Below are 24,262 nucleotides of genomic sequence, written 5' to 3' on the forward strand. Positions count from 1 at the left end.
GTTTCGTGCGCCTAGCGCCCTGAAACCCGCGGAAAACCGTCGCTTTCACGGTGCCTCGATCGCCGCTCGCATGACCATTTGATGACCATTGCGAGCCGAATCACGCCGAATCACCGCCGAATCGGGCCTCGAAACGCGAGAATCGGGCATCAGCCGAGCCGATCGATCGCTTCCTGCGGCTTCGTGAACCACCGCGGACCCGAATCGGTCATGTGGAAATGGTCTTCGAGACGGATGCCGAAGCGATCGGGCACGACGATCATCGGTTCGTTCGAGAAGCACATGCCTACATCGAGTGGCGTACGGTCCCCGCGCACGAGATAGGCCGGCTCGTGGATCGACAGTCCAATGCCGTGACCGGTGCGATGCGGCAGGCCCGGCAGGCGATAGTCCGGACCAAGCCCCGCCTTTTCGAGAACCGCGCGCGCCGCGGCATCGACCCGTTCGCACGGCACGCCCAACTGCGCGGCAGCGAAGGCGGCCGCCTGGGCTTCCTTCTCCAGCGACCAGAGCGCCTGCTCCTCGTCCGAGACGCGGCCAAAGGCATAGGTGCGGGTAATGTCCGAATGATAGCCTTCGACGGTACAGCCCGTGTCGATCAGCACGAGCTGGCCCTCTTCCAGCGCCTGTTCGCCGGGAAGGCCATGAGGGAAGGCCGTCGCATGGCCGAACTGGACGATGCAGAAGCTCGAGCCCGCCGCCCCCAGCGCGCGGTGCGCCTGATCGATGAAGCGCTTGACCGCCCCCGTGGTGATGCCGGGCACGAGAATGCGGGCGGCGGCGTGGTGGACCGCCAGTGTCATGGCCTTGGCCTGCTGCATCAGCGCGATCTCGCCGGGTGACTTGCGCATTCGGCAGCCGTCGATCGCGGGGGCGCCGTCGACCAGCGTGACGCCAGGCGCGGCACGGCGCAGCCGCTCGGCCATCTGGAAGGGCAGCGCCGGGTCGATCGCGAGCGTGGTCACGCCCTTCAGCGCATCCGCCACCAGCGCGAAGGGATCCTCGTCTTCCTCCCACAGCCGCATGTCCGCCTCGAATGCCATGTCGGCGGTGAGCGAGCCGAGTTCGAAGCGCGGGCAGATCATGATCGGCTCGCCGTCGAGCGGCAGCAGCATCGCGACCAGCCGCTCGGTCGCGCCCCATGGGACGCCGGCGAAATAGCGCAGCGACATGCCGGCGTTCACCAGCAGCGCCTGCGCGCCCATAGCTTCGGTTCGCACGCGCACGCGCGCGAGGCGGTCCTGCCGCTCGCCGAGGGTGATCGCGGGCGCGCGGTCCGCCCAGGGGGCCAGTGCCGCAAGTTCGGTTTCCGCGGTGGATCCGCCGATGGTCATGCTGTCTTCCTCATGCGTAGAAACGTTGGAGGCCGAAGGGGGCAAGGTCGATGGCGGCAGCTCTCCCTTCCGCCAGCGCGACGATGCTTTCCCCGGTCACTGCGGCCAGGGTAAGTCCGAGATGCTGATGGCCGAAGGCGTAGAGCAGATTGCCTGCCCTGGCACTCCGCCCGATCGCCGGAAGATAGTCGGGGAGCGTCGGCCGCGCGCCGGTCCAGCGCGTGAAGGGCGGCCGCAGCGGCAGGCCGAGCGCCACGACATGCGCCTCCAGCCTTTCCCATTTCGCCGGATCGGGCGGCGTATCGATGCCGGCGAACTCAACGAAACTCGCCGCCTGCACGCAGCCGGCATAGCGAGTGACGATCATCGCACGATCCTCGAACACCAAGGGCGGCAGGTCGGCGGGCCAGTCATGATCGACCGCGCGGATATGGTAGCCGCGCTCCGCGATGATCGGCACCCGGTGGCCCAGCGGCGCCAGCAACCGGCCCGAAGCGACGCCGGCGCTTACCAGCAGCTGGTCGACATCCGGCACCGCCGCACCGTCGACCGCCAGCCGCGCCTCCCCTCCCGCCAGCGTGAGCGTAGCGCGACCGGGGAGGATCGTGCCGCCCGCTGCTACCAGCGCGGCACGCAGCGCACGATCGAGCGCGCCCAGATCGGCGATCTGGGCGGTATTGGTGAATCGGATCGCACCCGCGCGCGCGCTGCCCGGCAGCTGGTGAAGCTCGGCGGGCGTCGCGTCGCGGAATGCCGCCGTGCCAATGTCCGCCGCCGCCCAGGCGCGGCGCCCCGCCTCTGCCGCCGCCACGCTTCCCCAAGCGACAACATGCCCCTCCTCGCGCAGCAGGTCCGGCGTATCGAGGCTGGCACTCAGCCGCCGCCACGCCGGCATTGCTTCGCCGAGCAGGCCCGACAGCGCGGTTCGTCCGCGCGCGAACCTGCTCGGCCGCGCCGCACCGAGCAGGCGCAGGCCGAAGGACAGCCAGTGTCGCCACGCTGCCGGCGGCAGCGACACCGCGCCGCCTGCCCCGAAGCGACGACGCGGCAGGCTACGCACCGTCGCCCAGGAGGCGATCGGTTCGACCTGCTCTATGGCGATATGACCTGCGTTCCCCCAGGAGGCGGCACTGCGCTGCGGATCGTCATCGACCAGCCGCACCGACCAGCCGGCACGTGCAAGCGCCAGCGCGCTCGCCAGCCCGACCACGCCGCCGCCGATCACCACCATGTTGCGCTGCATCAAGTTCGCCTTGCCCAGATTGAGATAGAGGTATACTGTATTTCAAGGCCGTACGCGCCAATTGTCGCTTGCCCAGCGCGCGGAAACCATGGCCTCCGTATCCGTGATCGCACCAAGGAAAGTCCCGCCGCATGAGCATCGTCGTCCGCACGCTTTCGGAACAGATCTTCACGATCGTCCGCGAGCAGATCGTCTCCGGCAAGCTGCCGGTGGATCAGGCGATCCGGCAGGACGCGCTCGCCAACCAGCTCGGCGTCAGCAAGATCCCGTTGCGCGAGGCGCTGGCGCGGCTGGAGCAGGAAGGGCTGCTCGTCGGCCAGGCGAACCGCGGCTATTTCGTGCGCGCTATGTCCTCGGGCGAAGCGGAAGAAATCTTCGCGCTGCGGCTGGCGATCGAACCGGATGCCGTCGCCGCCGGCGCCCTGTCCGCCACCGATGCCGACCGGGCTGCGGCGCGCGATGGTCTCGCCGCGCTCGATCTGGCCGCGGCCGAGCATCTCGACGAAGTCGCCGCGCGCAATCGCGAGTTCCACATCGCGCTGGTCCGTCCGGGCGGGCGGCTGCTCACCACCCAGCTCGTCGAGCGGCTGCAGATCCTGGCCGAGCGCTATGTTCACAAGCATCTCGAGCCGGCGGGCCGCGAGGATCGGGCGCATCTGGAACATGCCGAGCTGATGACCGCGTGGGAGAGCGGCGATGCCGATCGCGCCCGCGCGCTCGCCCGCGCCCATATCGAAGGCACACTCACCGACCTGCGCCGCCAGTTGAACGGCTGAGCCTCAGCCGCGCGCCAGCACGCTGCGGGCGCGCCCATAGAGGAAGTAGACGGCAAGGCCCGCGACGTTCCAGAGCAGGAAGCGGACCAGCGTCTTCTCCGGCAGCGAGAACAGCAGATAGAGGCAGCCCAGCACCGCCAGCGTGCCCACCAGATAGGGCTGCGGGCAGCGGAAGATGCGTGGCGCATCGGGCGCGCGGCGGCGCAGCAGCATCATGCAGACGCCCACGGCGATAAACGCGATCAGCGTGCCCGCATTGGCGAGCTCGGCAATCTCGTCGAGCCGCAAGAAACCGGCGACCGCCGCCACGAACAGCCCGGTGATGCCGGTGACCAGTACCGGCGCGCCGGTCCGCGGCGAGACCTTGGCGAGCGCACGCGGCAACAGCCCGTCGCGCGCCATCACGAAGAAGATGCGGCTCTGCCCGTACATCATCACCAGGATCACCGAGGGGAGCGCGACCAGCGCGGCCGCGGCGATGGCCCAGGCGGCGAAAGGGTGGCCGAGCGTGCGCAGCACCAGCGCCAGCGGTTCGGGCGAGTTGCCGAGCGTCGCGGTCGACATCGCGCCTACCGAGGCGACTGCGACCAGAATGTAGATGGTGGTGCACAGCGCCATCGATCCGACGATGCCGATGGTCAGGTCGCGGCCGGGGTTCTTGGCTTCCTCCGCCGAAGTAGCGACGGCATCGAATCCGTAAAAGGCGAAGAACACGATCGCGGCGGCGGCCATCACCCCGCGGGTCGCGGTTCCCTCGGCATGGCTGGCGAAGCCGTGCGGCATGAAGGGGTGGAAGTTGGCGGCGTCGAAGCCCGGCAGCGCGAGCGCGACGAACACGGCGAGCGCCACCAGCTTGATGACGACCAGGACGATGTTGAGCGTCGCGCTCTCGCGCGTGCCGAGCATCAGCATGCCGGCGATGGCGAAGGAGACGAGCACGGCGGGCAGGTTGACCAGGCCGCCGGCGTGCGGCCCCTGGAGGAGCAGCGCGGGCAGATGCACGCCCGCGGATTCGAGCCAGCCGACCAGATAGCCGGACCAGCCCACCGCCACCGCCGAGCAGGCGAGCGAATACTCGAGGATCAGGCTCCAGCCGACGACCCAGGCGATCGTCTCGCCCAGCACCGAATAGCTGTAGGTATAGGCGCTGCCGGCGGCCGGGATCATCGTTGCGAGCTCGGCATAGGCGAGTGCCGCGCAGGCGCACACTGCGCCGGCGATCACGAACGCGAGGATCACGGCGGGGCCGGCCCGTTCGGCGCCGACGCCGGTCAGCGTGTAGATGCCGGTCCCGACGATCGCGCCGACCCCCAGCGCGATCAGGTGCGGCCAGGAAAGCGTGGGGCGCAGCCGATGCGCGCTATGGCCCGTGCTGCGTTCGATCGGCTTGACCGGTCCCCAAAAACCCATGCGTCCCCCAGATTTCGTTGTGATCAGACGACCGAGAAGCCGGCCCAGAACGGGTCTTCGCGATCGATCCAGATGGTGTTGAAGCCCGTCGCGATCGCCGAGCCTTCGATAGAAGGGATGATGCCGGGCCGGTCACCCACCATCACCGCCTCTTCGACCCGGCCGATGAAGCGGCTGCCGATATAGCTTTCGTGCACGAAGCGGTCGCCGACCTGTAGGCGCCCCTGCTGCTCGAGATGCGCCAGCCGCGCCGAGGTGCCGGTACCGCACGGGCTGCGGTCGATCGCCCGCTCACCGTAGAAGACGGCATTGCGGCCGTCGGCGCCTTCCCCCTTGGGCTTGTCCGCCCAGAGGACGTGGCTGACGCCCCGGATCCGGTCGTCGAGCGGATGCACCGGCTCTACGGCCTCGCGCATCAATGTGCGGATGGTGCGGCTGAGCTCGACGATGCGCGAGGCGCCGAGATCGTCGAGGCCGGTATAGGGCCCCTGCGGCTCGATGATCGCATAATAGTTGCCGCCATAGGACACGTCGACCACGAGCGGACCGAAGCCCGGCACCTCGATTTCGATCCCCGTTGCGGCGACATAGGCAGGCACGTTGCGGATCCGCACCCAGCGCACGCGATCGCCCTCGGTGCCATAGGTGATGTCGATCACGCCTGCCGGCACCTCGATACGCAGCTGCCCCGGCGTGCGCGGGGTGATCAGCCCGTGTTCGAGGCCGAAGGTGACCATGCCTATGGTGCCGTGGCCGCACATCGGCAGGCATCCCGAGGTCTCGATGAACAGGATGCCGCAATCGGCATCCTCGCGGGTGGGCGGGTAGAGGAACCCGCCCGACATCATGTCATGCCCGCGCGGTTCGAAGCACAGCCCCGTGCGGATCCAGTCGAACCGCTCGAGAAAGTCCGCGCGCCGCGCCAGCATGTCGCTGCCCCGCAGCAGCGGCGCCCCACCCGCAACCAGCCGCACCGGATTGCCTGCGGTATGACCGTCGATGCAGAAGAAGGTGTGGCGCATGGGAGTTCAGGCTGCCTTCGACGTGCGTTGGCTGGGGCGGGTTGCCGCGGCTTCTTCGACCCAGCGGATCACCTGCGCACGGCGTTCGCCCGAAAGCGGCAGGCGCGGCATGCGGACCCGCTCGTTGCCGCGGCCCATGATCTGCTCGGCGAGCTTGATCGACTGCACCAGATCATGCTCGGCATCGAGGTGGAGGAGCGGCATGAACCAGCGGTAGATCTCGCGGGCCTCGTCGTACCGACCTTCGTTGAACGCCGAGACCAGCCGCACCGATTCCTCCGGGAAGGCGCTGGTAAGGCCCGACACCCAGCCCGACGCGCCCAGGAAGAGGCCTTCCAGCGCCACATCGTCCAGGCCGGCCATCAGCGTGTAGCGATCGCCATAGCGGTTGAAGAGGTCGGTGAAGCGACGCGGATCGGGCGCGCTTTCCTTGACGGCCACGATGTTCTTCACATCGGTCAGCCGGTCCAGCGTCTCGGTGTCGATCGACACGCGATAGGCCGGCGGGTTGTTGTAGAGCATGATCGGCAGCGAGGTCGCCGCCGCGACGGCGCGGAAATGCGCCTCCAGCTCCTCGGCGGTCGGCACATAGACCATGGCCGGCAGCAGCATCAGCGCATCGATGCCGATCTTCTCGGCGTCCCGGGCATATTCGATCGCGCGCGCGGTCGTGAATTCCGACACACCCGCCACCAGCGGTACGCGCTTGCCGACCGCTTCCACGCCGGCGCGCAGCACCAGGCGCTTCTCGTCGGGCTCGAGCGAGTTGTTCTCGCCGCACGTGCCGAGCAGGATCAGGCCATCGACGCCATCGTCGACCAGCGCGGTCTGAACACGCTGGGTCGCTGCGAGATCGACCGAAAGGTCCGCGGCAAACTGAGTGGTCGCCGCGGGATAGACGCCGGTCCAGAGCGTCTTGGCTGCAGTCATAAGAACACGATCCTCCAAAGGGTTGGATGATTTCGTATACGGTATCCCAGTTCAGCGCAAGGCCTGCACGAAGGAGTGCACATTTTTCGTCTCGACCGAAAGGCCCCTCGGAACGCGTGATGCACGGGCGCGGGCCCGGCTGGCTGCCCTCCTGCCCGGGAACGGCGGAGCAGACCGCTCGTTAGCGGTAGCTCGCTCGTTCCAAAGGCTTTCCAGCATGGCTTCACCTCGCGGTCCCGTTGCACGCGCGATCGCGCCCACCCAGGCGCCGAACGCCTTGCCAGCGGGCGACGTCGCCGCCCTGCTTGCCGAGACGCTGGGATCCGACGATCTGCTGTTCGCCGCCGGCGACGAACCGCGTGCGATCGCGGTCGCGCGGGCGCTGACGGCACTCGCCCCGGAGGCCATGGTCGTGTTCTGCCCGGGTAGCGATGCCCTGCCCGGCGATGCCGCCCCGGCTTCGCCTGCCAATGTCGGCGAGCGAGTCGCTGCCCTGCGCCGGCTGTATCTCGCGCAGGCGGAGAAGGAACGCCCGCGGATCGCGTGCATCACCACCGGTGAGGCGCTCGCCCGCCGCTACCCGCCGGCCGAAGCCTTTGACGCAGCCCCGCCGCGCATCGCCGTGGGCGAGCCTGTCGACCTTCCAGCGCTGTTCGCAGCGCTGGTCGAAGCCGGCTATGTCGAGGACGAGCGCGTCGACGAACCGGGCGAGGTCGCGCTGCGCGGCCAGGTTCTGGACGTCTACCCCGCCGATGCTGACGCGCCGCGCCGGGTCGAGGTGGTCGACGGCCGCGCGATCGCGCTGCGCAGCTACGACCCGGGCACCCAGCGGACCACCGGCGATTGCAAGGCGCAGGAACTCGGCCGCGTCGCCGAACCGCCGCTTGGCGCGGATGGCGTACCGCTGCCGGCGCATCTTCCGGGTGCATTGCTGGCGATCGAACCCGCCGCAGACGATCGGCGCAAGCGCTTCCTCGCACTCGCCGCCGATTCCAGGCGGCGCCGGCCCGGGCGGGGCCTGCGCGATGTGATCGAAAGCGCGCAGTGGGAGGCGACAACCGGGGCGCATTCGCCGCTGGTCGTCGCGCCTGCAGGCGATCCCCCGCCCCGCTTCATCGAAGGCCGCGCCCCGCTTCGCGCCTTCGCCCGTGTCGCGCGCGACGCGGTTGCAGCGAGGGAGCGGCTGGTGCTGCTCGGCAGCGCCCGCGATCTCCGCTTCCTGCGCAGCCGCGTTGCCGGCGTGCTGAAGATGGATCTCGCCGACGTCGCAAGCTGGGCCGAGCTCCAGCGCCAGCCGCCGGGCACCGTGGCGCTGCTGGAGGCGCCGGTGGACCGCGGCTTCCGGCGCGGCGGTATCGTCGCCGTGGCAGCCGCCGATTTGCTCGGCAGCCGCGCGGAGCGCGACACGGGCACGACCGGCGCCGCCGACACCAGCCTGTTCGGGCAGACCGAGATCCGTCTGGGCGACCTGGTCGTCCACGAGGATCACGGCATCGCCGTGGTGACGGGCCTGGCGCCCATGCCCGGCGACGACGAAGCCGGCGGCGACGCCATCGCGCTTGCCTATGCAGATGGCGGGGTGCGACTGGTGCCGGTGGCAGAGGCCGACCGGCTGTGGCGCTATGGAGGCGATGCGGATGCGGTGGCGCTCGACAAGCTCGACGGGTCCAGCTGGCAGAAGCGGCGCGGCGCGATCGATCTCGCCATTGCCGAGACCGCGCGGGGGATGATCGCGCTGGCCGAGGAGCGGCTGGCGCGGACGGCACCGGTGCTCGCGCCGGACACCGCGTCCTATGAGCGGTTCGTCGCAGGCTTCCCCTATAGCGAGACGCGCGACCAGGCACGCGCGATCGAGGCCGTGCGCGGGGACCTGGTCGCCGGCACGCCCATGGACCGGCTCGTGATCGGCGACGTCGGCTTCGGCAAGACCGAAGTCGCCCTTCGCGCAGCCGCGCTCGCCGCCCTTGCCGGCCATCAGGTTGCGATCGCGGCGCCGACCACCGTGCTTGCCCGCCAGCATCTGGAGACCTTTGGCGAACGGTTCGAAAACAGCGGCATCGCGGTGGCCGGCCTCTCCCGCCTGTCGAGCGCGGCGGAGAAGAAGCGGGTGAAGGCGGGGCTTGCCGACGGATCGATCCAGGTCGTGATCGGTACGGGTGCGGTCGCCGGCAAGGGCGTCACCTACGATCGGCTCGCGCTCGTCATCATCGACGAGGAACAGCGCTTCGGCGCCGCCGACAAGGAGAAGCTCCGCACGCTCGGCGCCGGCCATGTGCTGACGCTGAGCGCCACGCCGATTCCCCGCACGCTGCAGGCGGCGCTGGTCGGCATCCAGCATCTTTCCGTCATCGCCACGCCGCCGGCCCGCCGCCAGCCGATCCGTACGGCGGTGGGCAGCTTCGACGAGCGCCTGGTCCGTGCCGCGCTGCTGCGCGAGCGGAGCCGTGGCGGCCAGAGTTTCGTCGTCGTTCCGCGGATCGAGGACATGGCGCCGCTCGCCGCGAAGATCGCGACGCTGGTGCCGGAGCTCGAGCTGCTCCAGGCCCATGGCAAGATGCCGGCGGCGGAGATCGACGAGGCGATGGTGCGTTTCGGTCGCGGCGACGGCGATGTGCTGCTGGCCACCAACATCATCGAGGCCGGACTGGACGTGCCGCGCGCCAATACCATGGTCCTTTACCGCGCCGATCGCTTCGGGTTGAGCCAGCTGCACCAGCTGCGCGGCCGGGTGGGGCGCGGCAGTCGGCGGGGCCAGGTACTGCTGCTGACCGAACCCGACAGGCCGATCAGCCCGCGCACGCTCAAGCGGCTCCGAACGCTGGAGGCGTTCGACCGGCTGGGCGCCGGCTTCGCGATCAGCGCGCAAGACCTCGACATGCGCGGCGCCGGCGACCTGCTAGGCGAGGCGCAGGCCGGGCACATGAAGCTGATCGGCGTGGACCTCTATCAGCACCTCCTCGAAGCGGCGCTGCGCACCGCCCGCGGCGAGCCGGTGGAGCGCTGGGCGCCCGAACTCCATCTGGGCGTGCAGGGATGCCTTCCGGAAAGCTGGATCCCGGACGAGGAATTGCGCGTCGGCTTCTACGTCCGCCTCGCGCGCGCCGCGGACGGCGGGGCGATCGATGCGCTCGAGGCGGAACTGGAGGACCGCTTCGGCGCGCTGCCCGAAGCAGCGGCGACGCTGCTCGCGGTCGCGCGGGTGCGCGCGCAGGCGCTGGCACTGGAAATTGCGCGAATCGATGCCGGCCCGGCGGCGATCGCCTTCACGCCCCGCGCCGGTTTCGCGGGGGACACGCAGCGTGCCGGGCTCGCCGCAAAGGGCGATCGCCTGCTGCTCGCCGAACGAATCGAGGACCCAGCTGAGCGACTGGCCCGGATCGAAACGGCATTGGAGGCGATGACGAACGATTGATGGCGTTGTGCGGCGTGCCGATCCGGCATAGGCTCGTCACAGAAAACATAATGGAGAGGAATGGCGCGATGATTCTGCCGATCCTGCTGCTGATGCTCCAGACGACCCCGGCATTCAATGCCGAGGAGGAGATCATCGTCGTTTCCCGCCAACTGCGGATGATCAAGGTCGACCTCAAGACCGACAAGCGCAGCGATGGAATGGCCTTGCGCAACTGCCGGATCTTGCGCGGCTCGGGCCAGACCGATCTCGATGCGATCCCCTGCGGCGTCGCGCAGCAATGCGTCGAGGCCGGTGTGCCGACGCGGCGCGAGCTCAAGGCCTGTGTCGAGGACCGGTCGACCGACCGGATCAATGCGGTGCTCGCTGCCCGCCGCGCCGCCCGCGACGGCTGACCGCCTTCAACGCTGCTCGCCGAGCCCGGTCGCGGCCCAGGTGATGCCGCCCAGCAGGTGCTGGAGGTAGCGGTCGTCGCGGTACATCTCCGCCTCGTGGCCGAGCAGCGTCACGAACACCCTGCCCTTCTCCCAGACGTGGAACCAGGCCTCGGGATGGTCCCTGCCCATCCGGCGGCCCACCTGCCCCGGCCAGATGCGGGTAGGATCGTAGCTCGCCTCGTCAACGCCGAGGACGCGGTGGACGGCAATGTCGAACGGATTGCTGGTGACGTAGAACTCATCGCTCCACAGCCAGCGATCAGGCAGGCCGAACGTGGCCGGGAAGCCCTTGTCGAGCACCGTGACCACGCCTGTCTGGATCATCGGGTGGTTGACGAAGCTGCGCCCGACCAGCTTCTCGTACCAGGGCCAGGCACCGGCAGGCACGATCGCCGCGCGGTGCACCACCACCGCGTTGCCGCCGGCCTGCATGTAGCGTTCCAGCCCCGCGCGCTGGCCGGGACTGAACGCATCGGCCGGTGTGTTGAGCAGCAGGATGGCGGCATAGCGCTTGAGGTCGCCGTCCAGCGGCGCGCCGTCCTTGTGCCAGTCGATCGCGAAAGCATGCAGGCGGCCGAGCCGTTCCAGGCTGTCGCGCGCGACGGGGATGTACTCGTGGTGATATTGGCTCGGCGCCGCGATCACCAGCAGCGTGAACTGCGGATCGGCGCGACCCAGCGCCGGGAACAGCAGCGCCGCGAGCGCGAGCAGCAGCCCCAGCGCGCGCTTCACCGTGCGGCTCGCCCGGCACTCAGCCGCGACATCAGGATCGCCGCGCGCTTGGCCTGGCGGCGAATGCTGGCGAGGTCCACCGTCTCGCCCGGTGTATGGTCGCCGGTGCTGTAGGGGCCCAGCCCCGCGAGGCTGTCGACATCGGCCGCGACGAAGGAGACATCCCCTGCCCCGCGCTTGAGCGGATCGAGCGCCGGCATCTCCGGCAGTCCGAGGTCGCGGTTCACGCCGTTCAGGGCGGCGAGCAGCGCGCGGTTGCCCTCGGTCGGCGCCATGGCGGGATACCCCTCCCCGAAGACGATCTTGGCGTCGGTCTCCGGCGCGTGCGCGGCGACGATCGCTTCCATCTTGGCGCGCACCCGCGCGGTCTGTTGCGGGCTCAGCGTCCGGAAGTCGCCGATCGCGATGGCCGTCTGGGGGATGATGTTGGTCTTGCCCGCCGCGGTCGCGTCGCCGCTCTCGGTGAGCGTCGCCTGCGCGCCGCCGGCGATGACGCCGGTGTTGAAGGTGAGGTTGGGCTCGGGCAGTTCCTTGCGGAAGGCGGCGAGGATCCGCGCAAGTTCGTTGATCGCGCCATCGCCCACGCCGGCACCGAAGATGCCCGAGCTGTGCCCGGTCCTGCCGGTGGCGGTGATCCGCCAGTCGATCGCCGAGCGCCGGGCGATCGAGCCCATGTCGCGCCCGCCATCGATTACCAGTCCCTCGAAATCGAGCGCCACATCGGCGCGCTTGCCCGCAGCGATCAGGTCGGCACGCGCGATGCTGTGCGGACTGCCCGATTTTTCCTCGTCGCCGGTCAGCACGATCTCGATATTGGCGCTCTTCAGCGTGCCCGCAGCCTGCATCGCCCGGAGCGCGGCAACGATGACGACCATGCCGCCCTTGTCGTCCCCCGCCCCCGGCCCTTCCGCCAGGTCGCCCTTGCGGACGAATTTCTGGAAGGGCGAATTGGGCTCGAACACCGTATCGAGATGGCCGATCAGCAACAGCCGCTTGCTGCCCGCGCGGCCCTTGTGCACCGCGATCAGGTGACCCGCGCGCTGCACCGCGTCCATCGGCTTCCAGACGACAGTGAAGCCCAGCGGCTCCAGCTCGGCGCGCATCATCGCGCCCACCTTGGTCACACCGGCGAGATGGAGCGTCCCGCTATTCTGGTTGACCAGCGTCTCCAGCAGCGCAACCGAGCGGTCATAATCCGCATCGACGGTGCGCGTCATCACCGCTTCCGCCGCGGACAGGCGCTGCGCCACCGCAGGGGTGGCGAGCGGCATGGCCGCCAGCAGCAGCGCGGCGGTGCGACCAAGGCGAAGCGGATCGATCATCGGAGCCCCCTGTGCTGAACGGATCGGGCCGGTTGACCACAGCCGCGGCAACCCGGCAAGTCGCTCATGCCGGCTGATGGCACACGGCTTCCACGTTGATCCCGTCCGGCCCCAGCACGAAGGCGCCGTAGTAGTGAGGATGATAGTGCGGGCGCAGGCCCGGCGCGCCATTGTCGGTCCCGCCGATCGCCAGCGCCGCGGCGTGGAAGGCGTCCACTTCCGCGCGGCTGCCGGCGGTGAAGGCGATGTGCATCGGCCCGGTCGCCGCGCCGCCCGAGCCCACCCAGAAGAAGGGCTTGCCGTCGTGCCCGAAGCCGAGCCCGTGATATCCGCCGGTCTGCTCGGGCGTGACCTCCATCTCCAGCCCGATGCCCAGCGGCGCCAACGCCGCCGCGTAGAAGCGCCGCGCCCGGTCGATATCCGCGGTGTTGATGCCGATATGGTCGATCATGTCGTCCTCCCCTTCCCGCGAGCATGCCGCGGCGGGGAGAGGGAGACAAGTCGGGCGCGGTCGCTCAGGAAAGCTGCCGCGCGAGATCCGCGAGCAGGATCCGGGCAACCGGCTGTTCGCGGTCATCCTCGATGTCCAGGCTGCCGCGCAGCGGGGTCCGGCTGCCGCGGTGGCGCAGCAGCGCACGGGCGAGGCCATGGCCGGCGATCAGCGCAGCGCGCAGGTCCGGCAGATCGCGGCGCTCCAGGCCATGGGGATGGTGGTCCGGCGTGCACAAGCGGAAGCGATAGGCGGGCATGCAAGCACAATGCCCGTTGCATCAACTGGTTGCCGGGACTTGATATTGTTTATTGTTGCGGCGGTCCGGCCTTGGCCACTTCCACCGCATAGAGGTGCGCGGTGCCTTCGAAATTGCCACGGAACAGGATCCATTTGCCGTCGGGCGTGAAGATCATGTTCGGCTCGAGCCGATAATCCTGTCGGCGCATGTCGACCAGCTTCTCCGCCGCCAACGTGCCGGGGGCGATCAGCGCGTCCGCATTGTCGGCATGGATGCCCGCCACATCCGCGATGACGGCAGGAGTGAAGAGGTAAAGATATTTCCCGTCCGGCGCATGCGCGACCATTTCGGGATCGCCGCCGTCGCCCGAGAAGCGGGTGCCGTCCGGTGCGATGTTGTAATGCACCGACCAGAGGTTGCGCTCGACATGGAGCCAGCGGCGCTTGCCGGTCGCGAGCTCGACTCCGGCCAGCCAGAACACCTGCCCGCGCGGCGTCTGCAGATCGTACCAGACCCATTTGCCGTCGGGCGAAAAGAACTCGTGACCGGCAATCTCCATGTTCATCGTGCGGGTGTGCAGCCGGTGTTTCCCCGTGCCGTCGGCCCGGATGGCCCAGAGCCGATCGACGCGGTGCCAGGGCCCCTCATGGCAATAGAGGATCTGCTGCGGATCGGTGGGCGAAAACTGGACGTGGTTGAGCCAGTCGGTCGAAGCCGTCACCACCCGCCGCGCGCCGGTGCGCAGGTCGATGGTGAAGATCTCCATCGGCACCTTCGCATCGAGGCGGCGGTTCATGTGCACCTCCTTGGCCTCGGCATAGGGCAGCGGCTTCCCGTCCGGCCCGGTCGCGCGATAGTCGTTCATGCCCGGCGTGTTCACTTCGCCTTCCGACCGCGCGAGCGTACCATCGGGCCGCAGCGGCACAATCGGCCTGGCGACCTGTCCCAGCAGCAGCGTCTCGTCGGCGTTGATCGATCCGATCCAGCCACCCGGCACCGTCGCCACTCGCCGCACCGCGCCGCTGTCGGCATCGACGGCAAAGACGCCGAACGGCCCGCCGGCATCGTCCCGCCCGCGCTCGGCGAAATAGACGTTGCGGCTCCTGCGCCCGGTGAACAGCAGCACCGCGCCCGGCCGGGTGACGAGCGGCCGCATCTCCCAGCTCTTGACGTCGACCAGCGCGATGCCCTGCGGCGTCGTCACGGCCATCTTGTCGCCCTGGGGCAGGAAGCCGTTCTGCGTGAAATAGAGGCTCACCGTGCCGGGCTCGCGACTGATCCGGACGACGCGGTGGCCGGTTGTCGTGTCGACCCAGCTGGCCACCGGATCAGCGGCGGCGGTTCGCACCAGCAACAGCATGGCAAGGCCCGCGCCCAGCACTCGCATGCAGCTGCCCAGCCGTGCCATGATCGCTCCCCCAAGCCGCTTGATGTTGTTTCACATAGTATGATAGCAGTTCATATTATGGAGTAAAGTAGCCGGTGCCGCGGTGGCGGACATCGGATCCCAGGAGAGAGCATGGCCCGCAGCGCGCCCACCACCCGCCCCGTCCGGTGGTACAATTATGCCGCCTATGGATCGAACGACGTGCTCGGCGCGGGATCGATGGCGGTGATCTCGGGCTGGGTGCTGATCTTCTACACCCAGTTCTGCGGGCTGGAAGCATGGCAGGCGGCGCTGATCTTCACGGTGGCGCGGGTGCTGGACGCGATCGCCTCGCCGGTGATCGGGCACCTGTCCGACGCGATGGGGGATACCCCGATCGGTCGCCGCTTCGGCAGGCGCCGCTTCTTCATCCTGGCGGCGATCCCGCTCCTTCCCTCCTTCGCAATCATGTGGGTCGCGGGACAGGGCTTCTGGTATTATCTCGCGACCTACGTCCTGTTCGAGCTGGTCTATGCGATGGAGATCATCCCGTACGAGACGCTCGCTGCGGAAATGGCGCGCGACTATCGCACCAAGGCGAAGTTCGCCGGCGTGCGGATCCTGTTCGCCCAGGCGAGCGCGATCCTGGCCGGCTTCCTGCCAGGCATGCTGATCCAGGCGTTGGGCAAGGACAGCCCGCAGACCTTCCTCTACATGGGGATACTGTTCTCCGCCCTGTTCATGGTAACCGCGGGACTGCTCTACCGCTTCAGCTGGGAGCGGCCCGCGGCGGAAGTGGCGGCCCTGCGCCCTGAAGACGCGCCTCGGCCAAGCATGGGCGCCGCGATTCGCGGGCTCTACTCGAACCTGTTCTCCACCTTCCGCATCCGCGCCTTCCGGCTGCACCTGGGCATGTATCTGGGAGGCTATATCAGCCAGGACGTGTTCAACGCAGCGTTCACCTTCTTCGTGGTCTTTGCGCTGTTCGGATCGATCGAGGCGGCGTCGACGCTGCTCGGCACGATGTACATCGTCCAGTTCGTCGCGGTGCTGCTGGCCATCAACCTGGCGCTGCGCAGCTCCCCTGCCCGCGCCTACCAGCTGGCGGCGCTGAGCTTCGCGGCGGGTGTGCTGGCGCTGCTGGCGGAGTGGGGCGCGGGCGTGCGCGTGGGCAGCGCGTGGCTGTGGCTGCCGATCGCGCTGGCCGGGCTGGGCCGCGGGGCGCTCAACTACATCCCCTGGGCGACCTACAACTACATGGCCGATGTCGACGAGATCGTGACCGGACGTCGCCGCGAGGGCGCGTTCGCCGGCGTGATGACGTTCGTGCGCAAGCTCACGCAAGCCGCGGCAGTCGCCGGCGTCGGCGCGATCATGAGCGCGGGCGGCTTTGCCAAGGGTGCCGCGGTGCAGAGCCCGCAGGCGATCCACACCATCGCGCTGGTACTGGGAATCGGCACGGTGGGCGTGCTGATCGCCGGCATGTTCGTCTCCACCCGCTTCCGGCTGAACGCCGCCACGCACGACGTGCTGATGGCCGAGATCGACCGCTTCAAGCGCGGCGAGACCGCGCCGGGTTCCGCGCGGGCCAAGGCGGTGGTGGAGGATCTGTCGGGCTGGCGGTACGATCAGCTCTGGGGAAGGAACCCTGTGGCGGGGAGCGCTGGGCGGCACTGAGCCGGCCCTGCTCCCCGCCGCGCATCATGCTTACGCCGCAGCAAGACAGGTGGACCAGTGGGAAAGGCCTGCCCAATCCAGGGCAATTTTCAGGTTGGCGTGGTGGTCGGCGAGGTTGAAACCGTCGGGATCAACCATCCGGCGCGACACCAGATCCCACACGCGGGCGCCGCTCTCCGCATCATAGCGCCGGAACGGGAAGTTCTGATCGCCATGACCCGGTGTCAGCACATCACTCCGACGGGCAAAACCTCGCTTCACGATACGCCGGCGCTCCGTATGGCGCCCTTCCCCATCGGCGACGGCCGTCGTGACGGATCGAGCAAGTATCCAGGTGGCGATTTGGGGAGATCCCTGCGGGCGCGTCGACCTGATCGCATGGAGGAGCGTTGCGATCGGAACCGTGTGTTCAATGTGCACGGTCTGCCCCTTCTTCGTTCCGCACCGACCTTCGTCGGGTAAGCCCATGAACGCCTCGGTACGGTAGAATGCACCAACGCAATGGGCGTTGTTGCCGGCCTGCCAGCCGAACTTGTTGTGCAGGTGCCGAAGGTCGATGGGCCGGTAGTCGTACGCCTCCAACCGCCTGAACAGGGGTGTTTCCATCACTGCCCGCATCTTGTTTCCATTCTGGCGCCAAAAGCGCTCCAGCTTTGCGCGTTCAGCTTCCATGGCGCTGCCCCAGGCCGGTTCTTCCATTGCTTCCTAAGCCCTCTCAGTGGTTCCAAGAGGGTTGTTACGATCGAGATTCTTAAAGCTTCGCGATCATTGGTCGTCCGTGCCTTGCCTTTGCCGCCCGATGGAAACGCGGTCCAACGCCTCCGGAATCAGCGCCAGGTTCTGGATCGCGGCCAGCCCCCATTGCGAGGCGGCGTTGGTGGAGATGCCTGGCCATTCCACCCCGCCCCCGGGCAACGGCCGGCGCGGATCGCTGCGATGGAGCCCCAGCCCCGCATCGCCGGACAGGAACTCCTCCGCCGCCCGTGCAGCCAGCGCCGCGTCGCCGGCGGCGTGCGCGGCATAGGCGGTCAGTCGCGAGTGCGACTCGCGCAGGTTGCGCGGTCCGAAGGGTTCGCCCCATTTCGCCAGCCATTCCGCCTTGGGCGCATTGTACCAGCGGCAATAGTCCAGCCATGCCGCACGATAGCGCGGGACGTCGAGCAGGCGCAGCAGTTCGGCATTGATCTCTACCGCGCCAAATACGGCATTGAGGTGGGAAAGCTGGATCTTCGCACCGCGATCCAGGAACCGCCCGCTCGCCAGGTCGTAGGGCGCGCTGCCGGTCAGCCAGCCACGCGGCAGGCGGCCGATGCTGTCCATGCCTGCCACGATGCGGTCGCGCCATTTCCGATCGCCGGTGCGTTCCCATTCGGCGAGCCATGCCCCCGCCAGAACCGCCCAGGTGGTGCCGAACGTCATCTCGATCACCCCCGGCGGCAGCGGCTCGCGGGCGGCTCCCGGCACCTTGCGTCCGATTTCCACCGTGCGCAGCGCCTCGTGCGACGTGACCAGGTCGCGCATCAGTTCCGCGGTGCGTTCGTCTGCGGTCAGATAGTGGAAGATGCGTCGATAGTTGGCGTTGCTGACGCGCGGCTGCTTCGAGCTGTCGCTCCAATGCTGCACCCCGTGGCGGGTGCCGAGCCCGGCGAAGCGGCCGAGATGATAGACATCCACCTCGCTGGTATGCCGCGTCATCGCTTCCGCGAGGCGAAATGCCTTCGGATCGCGGCTGCGCAGGGCAGCGGTCCACAGCCAGAGGTCCGGCGACAACTCGCTGTTCGCCCAGGCAAAGCCGCCGATATCGTAGCGCCACTGATGGCGATCGGAATCGTAGCTGTGCATCACGTCGCCATGATTCCAGAAGCCGTACCAGCTGCGGCGATCGACTTCGCCTGCGTAGAAGTCGATCAGCCAGGCAAGCTGATCCTCGATGGCGGCGCGCATCGGGGTCGATCGATCCGGCAGTCCCCAGTCGCCGAATACCCCGGCAGCATGAAGCTGGGCAGGATCGGCCATCAGCCGCGGCGGTTCTGCCGCGGTGCGGGCCAGCGCCTGGAGCCGTTCGGTCGGCGGTGTCGCGGGGAAGGCCCAGAGCATCAGCTCGCTGGTGCGTGCGATCCCCGTTGGTGAATCCCAGCCGGGTTCATAATCCTCATAGGTGATGTCCAGGCCTTGGTTCTGCGCCGCATAGCCTTCCATCCCCATGACGCCGCGATAGCGCCGCAGGTCCATCGGCTGCGCGCGGGGGGACCACAGCCAGGCGCAGAGCCGCGCGGCGCTGCCGGCTGCCCCCTCGATCTCCAGCTCGGTCGGGTGGCGCTGCCAGAACCACCGCGCCGCGATCGCCGCCCCGCCCCAGGGCGAGCCGACATAGGCCAGGCCGGGGGCACGCCGCCCCTCCCCTGCGTCGATCCAGGCCATGTCGGTGCCGGTACGCTTGGCAAGGGTGAAGCCGTTGGCCGATGCCTGCAGCAGGCGGAACGCATCCCATGCCGGGATCCGCTCCAGCAGGCTGCCCACCGGCGCCCGCATCTGCGCCACGGGCGGAACCGGCCGTCCGGCAACCTGTGCAGATCGAAATGCTGCTCCAGGGTCCCGGCGCAGCCCGGTGAGCGGGCGCACGGCCTCCGTGAACATCGTTTCCGGGGCGGTGGCAAAGCGGACATGCCGGTCGTGCAGCGCGCCACGCATCGGCACGGTCGCGGCGAGGCCGATGCCGGATACGAAGAATTTCTCGGGATCGACATCGTGCACGAAGCTGTGAACGATGCGAAGACCCTGCGAGCCGGCGAAACACTCGATGCGGACGGTGAACGGCAGGAGCTTGTGATCGCCGTCGCGATGGTGCCCCTGCACCCGGATGACCGCCCGTACGGGGCCGCTCTGCTCGACGTCGGCGCGTTCGATGACGCCCACCAGCGGTACGCGTTGCCCCTCCGGCGTACCGAGTCGCAGTTCCCCGGTGAGCTGAACCGCCTCAAGCAGCGTCGTGCCGTCTCCGCCCTGCGCGTGCAGCAATGTCGACCCGCTCCGGGCAATACGCCAGGAGAGGCCGCCGGTCCGCACCAGGATGGCGTCTGCGTTGGTCTGCACCTGGACGGGCGCCTCCGGCAGGCGGGGCTTGCCGGGCGATATCCGAACGCCTGCTGGCGCCTTATCAAGGGCTGGCAGCGCATGTCCGGTCCATTTGCAGGATCCGTCCGGCCAATAGGCCAGTGGCCAGCTTTGCAGCGGGAGGGCGGTTCCATCGGGAGCGTTCGCGGCAAGGATGGTGTCGCGGCGAAGGAGTCCCTTCGGCCAGGTCATCCCCCAGCACGTACCTTCGAGGAAATCCGCCGGGGGGGCACCGTCTATCCAGGCTGCGTCAGCGAAAGGAAGACCAGAGGGAGCGGGGGTCCCGCTAGCCTCGGCGCTGAGCAACACAGGAAGGGTTGCGCCTGCTTGCAGGATGCGGCGCCGGCCGATCGGGTGGTGCATGCTCGTGTCCTCCAGCGGTATCCCGCTTGCCTTTAGCCACATGTGAGACGGTGGGCCACATTGTGGTTGATTGCTTGCGCTGAAGCAATTGTTTGTGCCCTGTCGGCATTGGGGCTGAATGTTGGGAGTTCGGCTTGGGCCGGCGGGTCGCATCAGGTCCAGGCGGCGGGGTTCGGCCCTTCTCCCTTTCTCGAAAAATGAAGAACTCGCAGAGGGGTTAGAGGGTTTGTTGAATCGTTAGGGAGTTACCGACCGCAGCTTCGGCACGCGAATCGCGGCATTCCCACGATTCGCGACATTTCGGCTGTTCCCGTTGTGTCGTGCGTTGGTTCCCGAAGGATCGACGGCAGCGTTCCCGATAGATCGATAGGGCGTTCCGAGAGGATCGATTATGGTTCCGGAAGTGTCGAAACCTGCCATCCACAAGCCTGATTGCAGCACTCGCATCGAGAGACGGGTGGGGGATTGAATCACTTGACGGGGAAACCGGACCGAAGAGGTTCAAAGAATGCTGTCCCAGCTGCTTCGTGACGCCAGCGTTGCAATGCAGCCCGACACTTCGGGAACGCTAGCGCGCTTCGGGGAAAGCGCAGGACGCACGACAGAATGCCCAGACCGCCGTCATCAGCGCAGCTGGTGCTTGTTGCGGGCGTGCCACTGCCGGACAAAGCCCAGAAAGGCGTTCTGGTAGTTGGCCGGCGTACGGGCGGGATCTCCCTCCACCCAGTCTCGGAACTGCCGATGGAGTTCCTGATAGTCCCAACCGGGGCATTCCTGCCGGAGCTGGTGGAGCGTTGCGTCGGTTACCATCCCGCTCGAGCCACGGTTGGCGAGGCCGGTCAGCGAGCGGCGGATCATCGCGCGCGCGTCGGGGACGACTGGGCCCAGGTCCTCGTCCTGGGAGGCCGAGGAACCTTCGGGAGCAGCTTTGGCGGGTTTGCGGGTCGCAGGCGTCGGCGTCGGCGTGGCGGTGCGGGCGGCCGGCGCCCCCTCCCCTTCGGCCCTGCGGCGCATGCGAAGGCTGGGCTCGCGCTTGCCGGCCGGCGTCTCCAGCGAGAGCGTATAGCCCGGCAACTCGTCGCGCTCGACGATCTTGGCAATTTCGAACTTGAACCGACGATACTGGCCTTCGGCCCCGGACTTCTCGAACAGCGTCGGCATCGAGATCGCGAACCCCGCCTCCCCTGCCCCGCCCGCATGCTTGCGCGCGACCTTGTACAGCCACCGCTCGCGGCCACCGGTCAAATCGAAATAGGCGCGATCGATCGACAGGACGCCGCCCGTCATCAGCACGCCTTCGTAGAACCAGCTCGACAGTTCGATCGTCATGCCGCGTGAGCGCTCGGTCCGCTCGTCGACGAGCTGAGTCCAGCCGTCCAGCCAGCTGAACGTCGCCTCGCGGCGGTTCTCGGCGCGGATGTTGGTCTTGATGGTCGTGGCGACCAGCCTGTCGAGCGACTGGCCGAGAAGCTCGTAGGCGCGGCCGGTGGTCGGGCGGCCGATGGCGCGCAGCAGGTCGTACGGCATCAGGTGGAGCTTTCGCGGAATGTCGTTGCGGCCGCGCCGTGCCATGTCGGCCAGCACGCTGGCGCAATAGATCAGGATGTCGGCATCCCAGATCGTCGCCATTCCATAGTCCGGGTTGGCGGACACGTGCACCCACAGCTTGCCGTCGGGGCTGCGATAGTCGATCGGCTTTACCCGCTTGGTCTTGGCCAGACTGAAGAAGGGGCGCTCCATCATCTCGCGTTGGTCGCGCAGCGGCATGTCCGCAAGATAGGGGAGGAACAGGTCGAACTGTTCCGGAATCGACTGGCGGTCGGCCTGGGTCATGTAACCTCGGGATTGGGATGGGGCAGGGGGTGTTTCCCCGGGGAAACGGGGCGGGCGCCGCTAGATGACTCGACAGCCCGAACGGATCGAAGGCGGGGGCGGGGGACGGGTCTCCCGGGGAAGCGGGCGTCGCCGTTGCAGCGCGCGTTTCCCCGGGGAAACATGCTCACCGCTGCAGCCCGCGGCCTTCGCGCTCGAGCTGGGCGAGCGCTTCGCGGAAGGCGGTGACCAGATGCTCGTGCTCGGCTCCGGACCCGGCGTGCAGCCGTACCGTCACTCCTTGGCGGTTGACCGACAGGACGCTGAGTGCGGTCCGCCCTCCCGGCATCGCCCAGGAGAACATCTCCTCCGCCTCCTGCGGACCGGCAGGGGCGGCGAGGAGGCGGCGGAGCACGTCGGTTGCGACGATCGCCGCCTGACCCCTGGACCGACGGTCCCCCTGTTCGCGCGCCAGCAGGCGTGCTTCCGCGAGGATGGCCTTGGCGGCAGTCTTGTCGTCCAGCGACTGGGCCAGCGGATAGGCCGGCTTCAGCTGCACGTCGGACGGCGAGGCGAATGCCGCGATGACCGTGTCCGGAATGCCTGCCACCTTGATCATCTTGGACAGCCAGCCCTTGGACAGCTTCAGCCGCTCCGCCATGCGCGTGAGGTGGTTGCCATAATGATTGCGAAGCGCCTCGGCATAGTTGCGCGCGCGCTCGAGGTCCGACACGTCCTTGCGGGCGCGGTTCTCCAGATCGGCGAGACGGAAGGCGGCCTCGTCATCCAGCTGGGCAACCTGCGCCACGAACTGCATGTCGGGATAGCTGTTGGCGCGCAGCCAGGAAATGGCGAAGTGCCGCCGCGTTCCGGCGATCACTTCATAGTCATGGTCCGGATCGCCATCGATGCGGCGGACCACGGCGGGCACCTTCTGGCCATTTTCCGCGACGATCGAGTCGATCAGCTCGCGGACATTCTCCTCCGAAAGATCGGCATAGACGCGAGCGTTGCCCGGCCAGATGCGCACCCGTGCCGGGTCGAGCAGCAGCTGGGTGACCTGACGTACCTCTCCGGAGGCGACGCGGGCCAGTGCCGATTCGCGGCCGAGCAGCGTGGTGCCGCGAGTGCGGGCCAGCCGCGCCGGCGCTTCCGGCTCGGGCGCGGGCGCCGAATCCGATGCGGCGGGCATGGCCGCCGCGCTCGTCACTTCTGCCGCAGCTTCCTCCGCCAGCAGGTCCGCGAGATAGTCTTTCTGGGTACGTGCCACGGTTCAGCCCTTCTGCCCGGCGGCGGCGCGATCAGGCCGCTTCATTGACGACATCCTCTTCGCTGGCCGGTGCCACCCGGCCCCAGTTGCGGCGCACCAGCGCCTCGACCTGGCCGAGCGCCTCGTCGAGATTGGCCTTGCAGCGCTTGTGGGTGCGGGCAGTGCCGATCGGGCGATCGAGTTCGTAGATCGACATCATCCGCATCGCCGCATGGCTGATCTCGGCCGATTCGAGGATGGGCACCGGCAGCAGGGCGGGCCCGAACGCCTGCTCCATGATCTGCCGGACCATTGCATGGCTGGGATCGTTGCCGTCGAACTTCGAACAGATCAGCCGCACGAAATCATATCGCACCTCGATGCCCGCTTCGGTCAGCTGGTGGAGCACCTGGTCCATCATCGACAGGAACTGGACGGTGGAGCAGAAGTCCGGCGTGGTCGCGGCCAACGGGACCAGAAGCGCGTTCGCCGCCTGCATCACCGCAAGGCTGATCGTGCCCAGCGCAGGCGGGGGATCGAGGATCACCACGTCATAGTCGCGGGCGAGGTCGCTCAAGCCTGCCTTGAGCTTGCGGAAGCGGGTCGCCAGGATCGAACCGCCATCGGCGCCGGCGGCGGCCAGCTCATATTCCACGTCGAACAGCTCGAGGTTGGACGGGATCAGGTCGACATTCGGCCACGGCGTCTTCTTCACCGCATAAAGCAGATCGGCCTGAGTCGGGTCGATCGAGAGATAGGGGTAGAGCGTCTCTTCGCGGGTAATGTTGAAATGCGGATTGAAGCCGAACAGCGTCGTCGTCGTCGCCTGGCTGTCGCAATCCACCACCAGCACGCGGTAGCCCTGCACCGCGAAATAATGCGCGAGGTGGGTAGTGACCGTCGACTTGCCGACGCCGCCCTTGAAATTCTGTACGGCGATGATCGCAGGCACGTCGAGCGGCGCGCGGGCAGGGGAGGCGCCCAGCACCTGCCGCATGTTGAGCAGCTCCTCCACGGTGTAGCCGGGGCGACGACCATTCTCGCTCGGCGGCGGCGGCGGGAGCCTGCCGTCATCCTCCGCCATGCGAATGCGGTTGGTGGAGCAGCCGAGCAGTTGCGCAGCCTCGGCGATGCCGAAACGGACATGGAGCCCTTTGCGGCTTTCCGGTAGGAATGCCTTGCGACGCAGTCGTTCGATCATGCGTTCGCCTGCATCGGCAAGTTCGCTGATCCGCTCAATGTCTGAATGCATTCGTGGCTCGCCCCGCGCGGTTGAATGAGTGTTGCGCTAGCTATGCACGAATTCGTTCAAATCGACAAGCTGGACGGAAA

The 24,262-nt window shown here is 68.1% G+C and carries 19 protein-coding genes; 4 read left to right on the top strand and 15 right to left on the bottom strand.

Going from position 1 to position 24,262, the window contains the following annotated elements:
- Window positions 1–149: 149 nt before the first annotated feature.
- Both SPI01S_RS17745 and SPI01S_RS17750 read right to left on the bottom strand, forming a co-directional pair.
- A complete protein-coding gene (locus SPI01S_RS17745; protein WP_066725756.1) occupies window positions 150–1,334 on the bottom strand; it encodes a M24 family metallopeptidase in 1,185 nt (394 codons plus the stop codon).
- A 10-nt stretch (window positions 1,335–1,344) separates the two neighbouring features.
- The gene (locus SPI01S_RS17750; protein ID WP_066725758.1) at window positions 1,345–2,577 is read right to left on the bottom strand and encodes an NAD(P)/FAD-dependent oxidoreductase; all 1,233 of its coding nucleotides are present in this window, start codon (window positions 2,575–2,577) and stop codon (window positions 1,345–1,347) included.
- Between the two features lie 131 nt (window positions 2,578–2,708).
- Here SPI01S_RS17750 and SPI01S_RS17755 point away from each other — a divergent pair, with 131 nt between their 5' ends.
- Window positions 2,709–3,353, top strand: coding sequence for a GntR family transcriptional regulator (locus SPI01S_RS17755; protein ID WP_066725760.1), 645 nt, complete (start codon window positions 2,709–2,711; stop codon window positions 3,351–3,353).
- 3 nt (window positions 3,354–3,356) lie between these two features.
- On the opposite strand, the gene SPI01S_RS17760 is transcribed toward SPI01S_RS17755, so the two are convergent.
- From SPI01S_RS17760 to SPI01S_RS17770, 3 genes are read right to left on the bottom strand one after another with little or no spacing between them, the layout of a single operon-like run.
- A complete protein-coding gene (locus SPI01S_RS17760; RefSeq protein ID WP_066725763.1) occupies window positions 3,357–4,763 on the bottom strand; it encodes an amino acid permease in 1,407 nt (468 codons plus the stop codon).
- Window positions 4,764–4,786: 23 nt separating this feature from the next.
- Window positions 4,787–5,785, bottom strand: coding sequence for a 4-hydroxyproline epimerase (locus SPI01S_RS17765; protein WP_066725766.1), 999 nt, complete (start codon window positions 5,783–5,785; stop codon window positions 4,787–4,789).
- Window positions 5,786–5,791: 6 nt separating this feature from the next.
- Window positions 5,792–6,715 (bottom strand): dihydrodipicolinate synthase family protein, encoded by a 924-nt coding sequence (locus tag SPI01S_RS17770; protein ID WP_066725770.1) that lies wholly within the window; start codon window positions 6,713–6,715, stop codon window positions 5,792–5,794.
- 217 nt (window positions 6,716–6,932) lie between these two features.
- Here SPI01S_RS17770 and SPI01S_RS17775 point away from each other — a divergent pair, with 217 nt between their 5' ends.
- Complete coding sequence (locus SPI01S_RS17775) at window positions 6,933–10,127, top strand: helicase-related protein (RefSeq protein ID WP_084253552.1); 3,195 nt, start codon at window positions 6,933–6,935, stop codon at window positions 10,125–10,127.
- A gap of 68 nt (window positions 10,128–10,195) precedes the next feature.
- The gene (locus tag SPI01S_RS17780; RefSeq protein ID WP_157084767.1) at window positions 10,196–10,522 is read left to right on the top strand and encodes a hypothetical protein; all 327 of its coding nucleotides are present in this window, start codon (window positions 10,196–10,198) and stop codon (window positions 10,520–10,522) included.
- A gap of 6 nt (window positions 10,523–10,528) precedes the next feature.
- Here the strand turns inward: SPI01S_RS17780 and SPI01S_RS17785 are convergent, their stop codons facing one another.
- The 5 genes from SPI01S_RS17785 to SPI01S_RS17805 form a co-directional block, all read right to left on the bottom strand.
- Window positions 10,529–11,296, bottom strand: a complete 768-nt coding sequence (locus tag SPI01S_RS17785; RefSeq protein WP_066725776.1) for a ThuA domain-containing protein — start codon at window positions 11,294–11,296, stop codon at window positions 10,529–10,531.
- On the bottom strand, window positions 11,293–12,618 hold the full coding sequence (locus SPI01S_RS17790; RefSeq protein WP_174539126.1) for a M20/M25/M40 family metallo-hydrolase: 1,326 nt from the start codon (window positions 12,616–12,618) through the stop codon (window positions 11,293–11,295). Before SPI01S_RS17790 ends, SPI01S_RS17785 begins: the two co-directional genes overlap by 4 nt.
- Before the next feature lie 64 nt (window positions 12,619–12,682).
- Complete coding sequence (locus SPI01S_RS17795) at window positions 12,683–13,069, bottom strand: VOC family protein (RefSeq protein WP_066725779.1); 387 nt, start codon at window positions 13,067–13,069, stop codon at window positions 12,683–12,685.
- A 64-nt stretch (window positions 13,070–13,133) separates the two neighbouring features.
- On the bottom strand, window positions 13,134–13,367 hold the full coding sequence (locus SPI01S_RS17800; protein ID WP_066725782.1) for a DUF6894 family protein: 234 nt from the start codon (window positions 13,365–13,367) through the stop codon (window positions 13,134–13,136).
- 49 nt (window positions 13,368–13,416) lie between these two features.
- On the bottom strand, window positions 13,417–14,736 hold the full coding sequence (locus SPI01S_RS17805) for an oligogalacturonate lyase family protein (RefSeq protein WP_066725906.1): 1,320 nt from the start codon (window positions 14,734–14,736) through the stop codon (window positions 13,417–13,419).
- A 132-nt stretch (window positions 14,737–14,868) separates the two neighbouring features.
- On the opposite strand from SPI01S_RS17805, the gene SPI01S_RS17810 reads away from it, so the two are divergent.
- On the top strand, window positions 14,869–16,392 hold the full coding sequence (locus SPI01S_RS17810; protein ID WP_066725785.1) for an MFS transporter: 1,524 nt from the start codon (window positions 14,869–14,871) through the stop codon (window positions 16,390–16,392).
- A 30-nt stretch (window positions 16,393–16,422) separates the two neighbouring features.
- On the opposite strand, the gene SPI01S_RS17815 is transcribed toward SPI01S_RS17810, so the two are convergent.
- From SPI01S_RS17815 to SPI01S_RS17835, 5 genes are all read right to left on the bottom strand, one after another.
- Window positions 16,423–17,091: a hypothetical protein gene (locus SPI01S_RS17815; protein ID WP_066725788.1), complete on the bottom strand. Its 669-nt coding sequence runs from the start codon at window positions 17,089–17,091 to the stop codon at window positions 16,423–16,425.
- Window positions 17,092–17,157: 66 nt separating this feature from the next.
- Window positions 17,158–19,911: an exo-rhamnogalacturonan lyase family protein gene (locus SPI01S_RS17820; protein ID WP_306305029.1), complete on the bottom strand. Its 2,754-nt coding sequence runs from the start codon at window positions 19,909–19,911 to the stop codon at window positions 17,158–17,160.
- Between the two features lie 582 nt (window positions 19,912–20,493).
- Window positions 20,494–21,702 carry a replication initiator protein A gene (locus SPI01S_RS17825; protein ID WP_066725791.1) on the bottom strand — a complete coding sequence of 403 codons (1,209 nt, stop codon included), beginning with the start codon at window positions 21,700–21,702 and terminating at the stop codon, window positions 20,494–20,496.
- Between the two features lie 166 nt (window positions 21,703–21,868).
- Complete coding sequence (locus SPI01S_RS17830; RefSeq protein ID WP_066725794.1) at window positions 21,869–22,951, bottom strand: ParB/RepB/Spo0J family partition protein; 1,083 nt, start codon at window positions 22,949–22,951, stop codon at window positions 21,869–21,871.
- 31 nt (window positions 22,952–22,982) lie between these two features.
- On the bottom strand, window positions 22,983–24,182 hold the full coding sequence (locus SPI01S_RS17835; protein WP_066725797.1) for an AAA family ATPase: 1,200 nt from the start codon (window positions 24,180–24,182) through the stop codon (window positions 22,983–22,985).
- Window positions 24,183–24,262 lie beyond the last annotated feature (80 nt).

The sequence above is a fragment of the Sphingomonas pituitosa NBRC 102491 genome (genome assembly GCF_001598435.1).
Taxonomy (GTDB): Bacteria; Pseudomonadota; Alphaproteobacteria; order Sphingomonadales; family Sphingomonadaceae; genus Sphingomonas; species Sphingomonas pituitosa.